The organism is Oribacterium sp. (genome assembly GCF_057249185.1).
Map to the genome: position 1 here is coordinate 1 of NZ_DBHIGR010000231.1, position 2633 is coordinate 2633.

The window sequence follows — 2633 nt, forward strand, 5'->3', positions numbered from 1 at the left end:
CGAAGGGCATAATGGTCAAAGCTGCCAGAATAATGACCGGAAATCCCACTGTATCGATGAGTTTGGCATCCAATCTCACCCCAAGTACAAAGCCGATAATACTGAAGTAAATGCCCATGACAGTCAATAAGAAAAACTGAATTCCCAGCTTTCCGTTAATCGGGAATTTTGCAAATATCGTCGCAACGCCTAAAACCACAACAAAAATCAAGGTATTTAACACGATTTGTACTAAGCATTGGCTCAAAAGATAATTTTTTATGCTGTAGTTGGAAAATCGGGATTCAAAGGAATAAAAGCCGATATCGGAGGAGATTCTTTTGCTAAAGGTTGCCAGACTGTTTCCGATGATACCGATAAACACGGCAATCCCCAGCATAATATTCGGCAGCATATCCGCCTGAATATTGTATAAGAACATATACCAAGCCAGCGGAAGAAGGATCGTAAATAAGACAAATCTTCTGTTTCGTAACACCTGCTTTAATTGAATCATACTAATCATTTTTAGGCCTCCTTTTCAACCTTTTCTCTATAAAACTCTTCAATCGTTTTCCCCTGCCGGTGAATCTCTTCTACGGATTCCGTTGCAGCAATTCGTCCATTCTTTAAAATCATCACCTTTGTAAAGAAATGATCGATCTGGTTAAAATCATGGGTAACAATCACGGAAGTATATTTTTCCTTCTCCAGAAGCTTCCAAAACCGGTCTACGGATTCCAGGTCCATTCCGGTGGTTGGCTCATCCAGAAAAATAAGCTTCGGAGAATTTAAAATGCTGAGCAGTAAGGAAAGTCTCCTCTTTTGCCCGCCGGAAAGACCGCCCACATATTGCTTTTTAAAATCCTGCAAGGAAACCTTTTCCAAGGCAGTATCCAAATCTATCGAGATTCGATTCATCGCACTTTTTAACTGTACTAAATCTGAAACCGTCAAATCCTCGATCAAAATATCGCCCTGGGGCATCATACCGATTTCTGTCTGATAATCCAGCGCCGTGTTCACAGTACCGGAATTTGCCTCCAGCTGACCGGCAATGATTTTCATCAGCGTGCTTTTTCCTGCTCCGTTATTCCCCAGTAAAGCGACCTTCTCTCCTTCTTCTATGGAGAAGGAAACACCTTTTAGTACCTCTTTATTTTTAAAGGACTTCTTGATTTCATCTACTCTAAACATCTAAGTGAACCTCCCTTTCTTTTTTGTTTACGAGGCTCATTATAGAACGTATGCCGGAAGAGAAAATAAGCTTGTCGCGAACGGTAATTCTTTTGTCGTGAACGGTAATTTTCTAAAAAAAAGCTTACTAAAAACAAGTAAAGCGCAATATAGGGCGCTTCCCGGCTGATTTTATGTTTCAGCTGACAAAAGAAGAGCTTGGAATCGTGAAATCACAAATTGTGACTTCATCAGTCCCGAATTTTTATTCAGGACAGGAAGGAGGCCGTAGGAAGCCACCTTATCCAAATATCCAAGGTCTATTTGCAAAACTGAATGGTTTGAGAAAAAAGATGATTGGCGCTGCGGGTACTGATTAGAGATTTCGGATATTTTTCCAGAATCGTATGCACGTTATAAAGACCAAGTCCTCTGCCTTCCCCCTTAGAGGAATACCCCTTATCGAAAATAGGAGAGAGCTCCAGTTTTTCCGCCTCTGTGCTGTTTTCCACCACCAAAATGAGGGTTCTCTCCTCACGTATCAAGGCGATAGCGATTTTCGGATCTTCAGCAGTAAGACATCCCTCTATGGCATTGTCACAAAGAATAGAAAGAATCTTGATGAAATCCAGCAGCTCGATTTGAAAATCATAAATCTCTTCTTCTATCTCCACAGAAGTCTCTATCCCCTTACTCTGGGCCTCCAGGAGCTTCGCGGATAAGATACTTTTTACCGCATCATTTTCAATCCGGCTTAATTTTGCAAGGTCAAATTTACTGCTATAAAAGGGCTTTCCGCTGTCCTTTAGAACCGTATTGTAAATGTTTTGAATGCTGTCAAAGTCTTTCCGCTCAATTCCCAGCTTCAAGCTGGTTAAGATATTCATATAGTCATGGCGAAAACTGCGAATCTCTCCGTATAACTCCTCCACATGATGACTGTATTCGGAAAGCGCCTTTAGCTCACTATCCTTTTGCTCCAGCACTTCCGCTTCCAGTCTTTCCTTGGAAACGGCATTGATATATAAAAGCACCACGAAAAAGATAATGATATAGAGATTATTCAGCTGTCCCCGAAGGCTGTCCGCCCAAGAAAAGCTTTCACGCAGCATCAAAAAGGCCGTAACCAAAACAGTGTAAACCATCATCGAGAGATTGATCGGCAGTAAAAAGCGGCGAAAAAAGCCACGCGAAAAGCCTGCCTTCAACTCCTGAAAATTGATTTTCAGGGATTTTATAAGGACAAGATAGAGGGGAAAAACCAGAAGTTCAATCAGAAGATCATATCCGCCGATACTCGCCTCATTGTAAACGGAAATGCCGAAGAATGGAAATACATAGAAGGCCAGCATCCTTCCCAGCAGGCTTTCTAAAACAATAGGATAAAGACCGTAAAACAGCTTCAGTCCTCCGTCTTTCTCCCGATTTCGATAGAAGCTGTACAGCACGAAGCTCACAAAATACCCGAAGAAAGCAAG

The 2633-nt window shown here is 41.7% G+C and carries 3 protein-coding genes and 1 pseudogene; 1 reads left to right on the plus strand and 3 read right to left on the minus strand.

The window, feature by feature from the left end:
- Together ACO4PX_RS09815 and ACO4PX_RS09820 are read right to left on the minus strand one after the other, a co-directional pair.
- Positions 1-505, minus strand: a 505-nt coding sequence (locus ACO4PX_RS09815) for an ABC transporter (protein WP_485572507.1), incomplete at its 3' end; no start/stop codon positions are given.
- Positions 506-507: 2 nt separating this feature from the next.
- Entirely contained in the window at positions 508-1176 is a 669-nt protein-coding gene (locus tag ACO4PX_RS09820) for an ABC transporter ATP-binding protein (RefSeq protein WP_007157283.1), read from the minus strand.
- A 143-nt stretch (positions 1177-1319) separates the two neighbouring features.
- Between ACO4PX_RS09820 and ACO4PX_RS09825 the strand changes: the two are divergent.
- Positions 1320-1535: pseudogene (locus ACO4PX_RS09825) on the plus strand (ORF6N domain-containing protein); the annotation flags it as partial.
- On the opposite strand, the gene ACO4PX_RS09830 reads toward ACO4PX_RS09825, so the two are convergent.
- Positions 1476-2633 (minus strand): sensor histidine kinase (locus ACO4PX_RS09830; RefSeq protein WP_485572509.1); only part of this gene is annotated, 1158 nt, incomplete at its 5' end. The pseudogene ACO4PX_RS09825 and the gene ACO4PX_RS09830 overlap by 60 nt on opposite strands.

Bases quoted from the DNA above. Each gene is read 5' to 3' on its own strand.
- ACO4PX_RS09820 (WP_007157283.1), bottom strand. From the start codon at position 1,176: ATGTTTAGAGTAGATGAAATCAAGAAGTCCTTTAAAAATAAAGAGGTA.